General features: G+C 70.9%; 8 protein-coding genes. 6 read left to right on the top strand and 2 right to left on the bottom strand.

The genetic code is table 11. The features are described from left to right. The first annotated feature begins 235 nt into the window (after positions 1-235). Positions 236-643 carry a hypothetical protein gene (locus VIB55_RS02795; protein ID WP_331875144.1) on the top strand — a complete coding sequence of 136 codons (408 nt, stop codon included), beginning with the start codon at positions 236-238 and terminating at the stop codon, positions 641-643. Positions 644-645: 2 nt separating this feature from the next. Continuing rightward, on the top strand, positions 646-996 hold the full coding sequence (locus VIB55_RS02790; protein ID WP_331875143.1) for a hypothetical protein: 351 nt from the start codon (positions 646-648) through the stop codon (positions 994-996). Between the two features lie 61 nt (positions 997-1,057). Here the strand turns inward: VIB55_RS02790 and VIB55_RS02785 are convergent, their stop codons facing one another. Continuing rightward, a complete protein-coding gene (locus VIB55_RS02785; protein ID WP_331875142.1) occupies positions 1,058-1,570 on the bottom strand; it encodes an LEA type 2 family protein in 513 nt (170 codons plus the stop codon). A gap of 245 nt (positions 1,571-1,815) precedes the next feature. Between VIB55_RS02785 and VIB55_RS02780 the strand changes: the two genes are divergently transcribed. The 4 genes from VIB55_RS02780 (at position 1,816) to VIB55_RS02765 (ending at position 6,016) form a co-directional block, all read left to right on the top strand. Then, complete coding sequence (locus VIB55_RS02780) at positions 1,816-2,880, top strand: DUF2383 domain-containing protein (RefSeq protein ID WP_331875141.1); 1,065 nt, start codon at positions 1,816-1,818, stop codon at positions 2,878-2,880. A 13-nt stretch (positions 2,881-2,893) separates the two neighbouring features. Continuing rightward, a complete protein-coding gene (locus VIB55_RS02775; RefSeq protein ID WP_331875140.1) occupies positions 2,894-3,712 on the top strand; it encodes a hypothetical protein in 819 nt (272 codons plus the stop codon). Between the two features lie 134 nt (positions 3,713-3,846). Continuing rightward, positions 3,847-4,572 carry an SURF1 family protein gene (locus tag VIB55_RS02770; RefSeq protein ID WP_331875139.1) on the top strand — a complete coding sequence of 242 codons (726 nt, stop codon included), beginning with the start codon at positions 3,847-3,849 and terminating at the stop codon, positions 4,570-4,572. Positions 4,573-4,675: 103 nt separating this feature from the next. Continuing rightward, positions 4,676-6,016: a CBS domain-containing protein gene (locus VIB55_RS02765; protein ID WP_331875138.1), complete on the top strand. Its 1,341-nt coding sequence runs from the start codon at positions 4,676-4,678 to the stop codon at positions 6,014-6,016. 79 nt (positions 6,017-6,095) lie between these two features. On the opposite strand, the gene fabF is transcribed toward VIB55_RS02765, so the two are convergent. Then, a complete protein-coding gene (fabF, locus tag VIB55_RS02760; protein WP_331875137.1) occupies positions 6,096-7,349 on the bottom strand; it encodes a beta-ketoacyl-ACP synthase II in 1,254 nt (417 codons plus the stop codon). Positions 7,350-7,554 lie beyond the last annotated feature (205 nt).

The raw sequence follows: 7,554 nt of genomic DNA, 5'->3' as shown, positions 1-7,554 counted from the left end.
CTTTCACCCGCTGGCGGGATCGGTGTCCGCGTTTCCCTGCGAATCTCAACCTAACATCGTGCGAGGAGGCTAAGTCGTTCGTCCTCAGGTAGATGCCGTCCTCGATCCTTGCCCGCGACCGACGGAGGGTGGTGCGGCTGGTGGCGCAAACGATTGTCTTGACTGTCAGCTTCTCTTCGCGCAAATTAGACGTACGTTGCAGGTGCGCGCTTTACGCCAAGAGTGCCAGCCAGGGATGAAAGACCCGTTCGCGAACGTATGGATCCAGCTGCTCGGATACCCGCTCATGCTCACGCTGGTGGGCATGTACACCCGCCGGCTGGGCAGGCGCGACGGTGACGCCAGCCCGCGCCGGAACGATTGGGCGATCGGCACCACGCTGCTCTTCATGACCTTTGGCGTGGTGGTGAGCGATATCCGGATGGCTGCCGTGGCGGCGGATGTTTCACCCAGCGTGGGATGGCTGCTGATCGTTCTGCTCGCGCTTCTCATCTCGGTGGACATCGACCGCACACGCTCGTGGGTGCGAGACTCTGCAAACCGGATTACAGACACGAAGCGCCTCGGCATCGGCATCATCGGGCCGAACATTCTCGCGCTCGGCATCTACTGCAGTTACCAAATCGTCAAGACCTGGAGGTGAGAATGAGCACCCTGAACGCCCGCGAACTCGACCGCCTCATGCGCGTTGGCGGAATCGCTCAGTTCCTTCGTGAAAACGCCCTGACGGTCCTGCTCCCCGTCCTGATGCTGCAACTGGTGCTTGGCGAGGTGATGCTGTACGTGTTCTCTGGGTACGCCTTTGTCATCGTCGTCATTGCGTGGGGAATCGTGCCCCGGCTTGGCCCCCGGATCAGGGACGTAGCGCGCGCGTTGTATGCGGCGGGGTGCATCACGACGGAGCGGTACAACGAGGCCGCCGTACTGGTGAACAACATGCTGTTCCAGGGACCGCCGCGACCCGACGACAAGCCGCCGATGCCGCTCCGCCACTGATGCAAAAGCCCCGCTGCCGTGGTTGGGCAGCGGGGCTTTCGGGCGACCGACAGGAGAGATCTTAGCGGGTGACGCGCAAGTCGCCTTCCAGCAGGCGCATGGGGCCGAAGCTGGGCTGGCCCAGCAGCCCGGCGTCCACGCCGATGGTGCCGTTCAGCTGGTAGTTGATGCCGCGGCCGGAGAGCGCGTTGCGGGCCACGTCGAGCAGGCCTGGGACGTCGCTGAAGTCGATGGCGATGTCGATGGGGATCACCGTTTCGCCGTTCGCCTGCATGGGCACGCCCAGCGGGAAGCTGACGTCGGCGGCCTCGCGGCCGGAGAGCGACAGGCTGCCGATCAGCCGCGTGAGCGTGAGGCCCACCGGGTTGGGGTTGCTCACCCGCGCATACAGCCGCACGGCCGCGCCGCCGGTGGGCCGGTTCATCGACGGCGGAAGCAGCCGGAGCTGCGCCTGCTGGCCGCTGTCCACGCGGAAGGACGGGGCCTGTAGCACCTGCTCCAGCCCCAGCCCGGCGCATCCGGACAGGGCGGCGAACATGATGGTCAGAAACGAGGCGCGAAGTGCCAGTCTCATTGGGGTATCTCCTTGCTTTCACCTACGCCGGGGCTCTCCGTCCCACTGACGGCCTTCCCGCGTTGCAGGCCACCCAGTGCAAGGACGGCGCCCGCTGGTTCCGGCGTCCGGCGCCCTTCCGGGCGCCTCCCGGTTGACCGGGGTGATTGGAACGGCTCGTGCATGGCGGCGCCCTCCCGAGCCGCACGGAGCACGGCGCGGCAGAGCAGGACCGGGACAAGGGATTCTCACGGAGGGAGGAAGCGGTGGACACCGATACGACACGCCCGGAGGTGGGAACCGTACCGGCGGCCACGGCCGAGATCCTGGACGGGTTGAACGACCTGCTCCAGCTCGACCATGATGCCGTCGGCGCGTACGAGATCGCGATGGAAAAGCTCAAGGACCGCGACCACGCGGCCCAGATCGCCGGGTTTCTGCGCGAGCACGAGCGGCACATCCGCGAGCTGAACGAGCTGATCTCGGAGCTGGGCGGCCAGCCGAAGAACCACCCGCACCTCACCGGGCCGTTCAAGCTGGCGCTGCAGAGCCTGGCCGGCCTGGCGGGCGACCGCGGCCTGCTCACGGCTTTCCGCCACAACGAGCTGCAGGTGCGCGCCAAGTACGACACGTACGCGGCCAAGGCCAACTTCTGGCCCAACAACATCAAGCGCATCATCGACCGCGCCGCGCTCGACGAAGAGCGGCACTACCGCTGGGTGTCGGACGTGATGGCGGCCATGGGGCTGGGCGCGGGCGAGGGGCCGGAGCTCGACGCGACCAACGCCGCCCGCGAGCACCTGATGGCGCACGGCTCGCGCATGGACCAGGTGCGCGAAACCGTTTCCGGTGTGGCCGGGCAGGCGCGTGACACCGTGACGGAAGTGGCGGGGCAGGCGCGCGAGACCGTTTCGGACGTGGCGGAGCAGGCGCGCGAGCGCGCGGCCGAGATGGCGGAGCAGGCCCGTATCCTGGCGGCGCAGGCACGCGTGCGCGCGGCGGAGCTGGCCGAGCAGGCGCGCGAGAAGGTGCGCGCGTCGGGCGTGGCCGACTCGGTGGCGGCGGGCGCGGGCGCGGTGCGCAGCCGCGTGGAGGCCGTGATGCACCCGGCGCCTCGCGCCGACCTGTACGGCGGGGCGGCGCTGGGCGACGGCGACTACCGCCCGCCCAGCACCGATCCGATGACGCAGCTGCGCGACGGCGTGCAGACGGTGGCGGCCGGCGCGCGCGGCGCCGGAGACCAGTTCGAGCAGCGGTACAACGAGCGTCCGCTCCAGACGCTGGTGATCGCCGGAATCGCCGGCTTCTTCATTGGCCGGCTCCTTCGCTGACCGGGAGTGACCTATGGCTGACCTGAACGTAACGCGTGGGGACGACGATACCGTCCCCGACGTGGCGCTCGCCGGCGGGGCCGTGCCCGGGCGCGTGACCCATCCCGAAGTGGTGATCACTCCGTCGTCGGGCCACACGCCCGTTGCCTCGACGACCCACGTGACGGCGGGCTCGTCCGTGCACGCGACGGCACCGGGGAGCATCGCCGACGTGAACGATCCCGAGCTGGCGCGCCTGCAGATCGAGCAGACGCGCGCGCGGATGTCCGACACCATCGAGCAGATCGAGGAAGCCCTCGTCCGCAAGCGGGCGCAGGTGGAAGAGAAGCTCGACGTAATGGCCCCCGTGCGCCGCAAGGCGCGCGAGAACGCCTTCCCGCTGCTGGGGGGCGTGTTCCTGGCGGGGCTGGTGCTGGGGTACCTGACGGGCGAAAGCGACGAGGACGAGGGCGCCCGCCCCGCCATCCGCGAGTTCGGCATGAACCAGGACGTGCGGGGCCGGGCGGCGTACAGCACCCACGCGCAGGAGAAGGCGGAGCTGTGGGAGCGCCGCGCCCGCCGGCTGATGGAAGTGGCCAACCAGCAGGAGGCGGAGCTGATGGTCCTTCGCGGAGAGACCGCCGAGGAGCGGCCCCGCCGCGGCCTGCTGCGCCGCCGCCGGAGCGCCCCCGCGTATCGCGAGGAGTTCGACGAGGTGTCGGCGATGGGGGTTACCGGCGCCGTTCGGACCCCGGGGGAGTACGACGGGATGCCGCTGCACGAGGCCGACTCGTATCCGCCCCGCGACGACGACGGCGGCCTGTACCGGGATCCGCTGCCCGCCCCGGTCTGATCGCGGGCGCGAGTTGCGGGAGTGCGCGGGGCGCCGGCCATGGAGGCCGGCGCCCCGTTTCCGTCCCCCGCCGCCGCGCTTACCTTTTCGCTTCGTCAGACTTGGATTTCCTTGGACGGAACCGCATCGATCCCGTGAAGTTCACCGTGCGCGGCATCCTCGCCGCCGTCTTCGTTCTGCTCGTCGCCGGCGTGTGCGTGCGGCTGGGGCTGTGGCAGCTGGACCGGCTGCAGGAGCGGCGCGCCCGCAACGAGGCCGTGCGCGCCAACACCGCGCAGCCCCCGCTCGTGCTGGATGCCGCCACCTCCGCGGCCCTCACATCGAACCCTGACGCGTACGTCTGGCGCCGCGTAAGCGTCCGGGGCCGCTACGCTCCCGCGGGCGCCGTGGTGCTGCGTGCCCGCGCCCGCGCGGGAAATCCGGGGGTGCACATGGTCGCCCCGCTGGTGCTGGCGGACGGGCGCGTGGTGATGGTGAACCGCGGCTGGGCCCCCTCGCCGGACGCGGCTACGGTGGACCGCTCCGCGCTGCGCCCGGACACGGGCGAGGTCATCATCACCGGCGTGCTGCTGCCGGTGGAGACGCGTCCGGACGGCGGGATGCCCGCGGGGCGCGTGGGTGACGACACCACCTACCGCCGGCTGGACCTGGCCGCGCTTCGTGCGCGGACGCGCGGCGAGGTGTTGCCCGTGCACGTGCAGCAGCTGCCGGACGGCGCCGCGTCCGATCCTCCCATTCCCGTGCCGCTGCCGGAGATGAGCGAGGGCAACCACCTGAGCTATGCGGTACAGTGGTTCAGCTTTGCGGCCATCGCGGTGATCGGATTCGCGGTCGTCGCGCTGCGGCGGAGGAGGGCGTAGGCTCCCGTCGCGGGGTATCCATCTTGCACCCCCCGTCCCTCCCTCTCCCCCGTGCGGGGAGTGAGTTTTGGAGAGCCAGGTCACCAGAACGAGGAGACGAGGCATGGCAAGCTACGGACGCGACTACGGCCAGGACCGCGGGTGGTTCGGCCAGGGTGGGTACGGAGGCGGTGGGGGGAATCGCGGTGGCGCCTCGCGTGGCGGTGAGTACGGCGGCATGGGCTCGGACGCCGGCGGCGGCCAGAACGGTGGCTTCTCCGGCTTTGGGCCCGGTGGCGGCGCGTACGATAACGAGTTCGGCGCCGGCGGGTACGGCGGCGCGCGCGGCGGCTCCGGCTATGGCGGGTACGGCGCGGGCCGCGGTGGCGGTGGGGGCTACTCCGACGACGCCGGCTGGGGCAGCGGACGCGACACGCAGTCCGGCGGCGGGTACGGCTACGGCGGCCAGGGCTTCGGCGGCGGGATGTACGGCGGTGGCCAGGGGTACGGCGGCTACGGCTACGGAGACCCGAGCTTCCGCGGTGAGTCCGGCGGCTACGGCGGGGGTGGCTACGGCGGAGGCTCGTACGGTGGCGGCTCCTACGGCGGTGGTGGCGGCGGATACGGAGGCGGCGGGCAGAACTCCGGCGGGTACGGCGGTGGATGGACCAGCGGTGGCCAGGGCGGCTACGGCGGCGGGGGCCAGGGCGGCTCCGGCTTCGGTGACCCGGGGTACGGCGGCGGGCAGCAGGGCGGCGGCGAAGAGCTGCGGCGCCTGCGTGCGGCCGACGTGATGACCGACAATCCGGAGACGGTGACGCCCGAAACGTCGCTGGCCGACGCCGCGCGCAAGATGCGCGACCTGGACGTGGGCATCATCCCCGTCGTGGAGAGCGATACCAGCAAGCGCCTGCGCGGCGTGCTCACCGACCGCGACATCGCCATCCGCGCCGTCGCCGACGGGATGGACGCCAACTCCACCAAGGTCAGCCAGGTGATGACCACCCAGGTGGAAACCTGCAACAAGAACGACTCGCTGCGTGATGTGCTGAACGTCATGGAGCGCGAGCAGGTGCGCCGCGTTCCCATCACCGACCGCGAGGGCCGGCTGGTGGGCATCATCGCGCAGGCCGACGTGGCGACGGACCTGGACAGCCGCGAGGGCCGCTACGAGCTGGCCGAGGCGGTGGAGCAGATCTCGGAGCCCGGGCGTAGCCGCGGACGCGGCGGTGCCGGGGGCGGCCGCTCCGGTTCGGGCGGCGGCGGGTTCCTGGGCACGGTGCGCAACCTGGCCCAGAACGCCACAGGGGGACGGCAGTCGCAGGGCGGGGGATACTCCGCGGGCGGATCGACCGGCGGAGGAAACGCCTCCGGCACCAGCCAGGCGGCCGGGCGCTCGAGCGAGTCGAACACCTCCGGGGGGCTCGACAACACGGCGGAGGGCCACGAGGGCGGCAACGGCTGACGCCCTCGGCGTGGGGAGACGAAACGGGAGGCCCGGTGATCCGGGCCTCCCGTTTTTTCGATCGGTGCGATCAGGATCGTCAGCCGTCGAAGCGGCGCATCACGAGCGTGGTGTTCGCCCCGCCGAAGCCGAACGAGTTGCTGAGGACCACGTCCAGCGCCTGCTCGCGAGCGGTGTCGGGAACGTAGTCCAGGTCGCACTCCGGGTCCGGCGTGCGCAGGTTGATCGTCGGCGGGATGATGCCGTCGCGGATGGCCATCGCGCAGACGCCCGCCTCGATGGACGCGCTGCCGCCCAGCGCGTGGCCGATCATCGACTTGGTGGACGACACGGGCACGCGCTCGGCGTGGGCGCCCAGAACGGAGCGGATGGCGCGCGTCTCGGCCGCGTCGCCCACGGGCGTCGACGTCCCGTGCGCGTTGATGTACGATACCTCTTCCGGGGCCAGGCCGGCGCTGCGCAGGGCGGCCTTCATGGCCCGCGCGGCGCCCGCCCCGTCCTCGGGGGGCGCGGTGATGTGGAAGGCGTCGGCACTCATGCCGAAGCCGATGATCTCCGCCAGGATGGGCGCGCCGCGCTCACGGGCGCTTTCCAGCTCCTCCAGCACCAGCACGCCGCCGCCCTCGCCGTGCACGAAGCCGCTGCGCGTGGCGTCGAACGGGCGCGACGCCGTCTCGGGCGACTCGTACTGGGTAGCGAGGGCGCGGGCCGCGGCGAAGCCGGCGAACGAGATGGGCGTCAGGCAGGCCTCGGTGCCGCCGGCCAGCATCATCCGGGCGTCGCCGCGCTGGATGGCGTGGAATGCCTCTCCGATCGCGTGGTTGCTGCTGGCGCAGGCGGAAACGGGGGCGTAGCTGGGCCCCTGCGCGCCGGTGCGGATGGCGATCTGCCCGGCGGCCAGGTTGATGATGCTGGCGGGGATGAAGAACGGAGAAACGCGGTTCATCCCCTTTTCGCGCATGGTGTCGGAGGTCTCCATGATGGAAATCAGCCCGCCCATCCCCGAGCCGACAATGGTGCCCGTCTCCTCCGGATTGGGGACGGGCCCCAGGCCGCCCAGCCCCGCGTTGACCATGGCATCGTGCGCGGCGACCAGGGCGTACTGGATGAACCAGTCCATCCGCCGCGCGTCCTTGCGGTCCAGCACCGGCTCCGGGGCAAAGTTCCTGACCTCGCCCGCGATGGCGATCTCGGGGGCGATGCCCGGAAGCTCGCACTTGGTGAGCGGGCCGATGCCGCTGCGGCCGGCCTTTACGCCCGCCCAGGTGTCCGCCGCCGTGTTCCCCAGCGCCGTGACCATCCCCACGCCCGTGATGACGACCCTGCGTGCCACCTTCGTATCTTCCGTCTGGTGATTGTCTTGTCGATTGTCCGGCCCTCAGGCCCAACGCGCCGGTCCGCCCTTTACGCCGATGCGGGCGCTTGGGTCCACGATCGGGGGGATCGAACTGCGTCCGCGGGATGCCCCTCCCCCGGCCCCTCCCCGTTCGTTCCTCACGGAGAGGGGAGAATTCGATCCCGCATCGGATGGTTCGAAC

The organism is Longimicrobium sp. (assembly GCF_036554565.1).
Lineage (GTDB): Bacteria > Gemmatimonadota > Gemmatimonadetes > Longimicrobiales > Longimicrobiaceae > Longimicrobium.
The sequence above is the reverse complement of the archived record's forward strand: the minus strand, read 5'-3'. Positions and strand labels throughout refer to the sequence as shown.

Excerpts from the sequence above, each read along its gene's own strand:
- VIB55_RS02795 (WP_331875144.1), top strand. The coding sequence starts at position 236 with ATGAAAGACCCGTTCGCGAACGTATGGATCCAGCTGCTCGGATACCCG.
- VIB55_RS02790 (WP_331875143.1), top strand. The coding sequence starts at position 646 with ATGAGCACCCTGAACGCCCGCGAACTCGACCGCCTCATGCGCGTTGGC.
- VIB55_RS02785 (WP_331875142.1), bottom strand. The coding sequence starts at position 1,570 with ATGAGACTGGCACTTCGCGCCTCGTTTCTGACCATCATGTTCGCCGCC.
- VIB55_RS02775 (WP_331875140.1), top strand. The coding sequence starts at position 2,894 with ATGGCTGACCTGAACGTAACGCGTGGGGACGACGATACCGTCCCCGAC.
- VIB55_RS02765 (WP_331875138.1), top strand. The coding sequence starts at position 4,676 with ATGGCAAGCTACGGACGCGACTACGGCCAGGACCGCGGGTGGTTCGGC.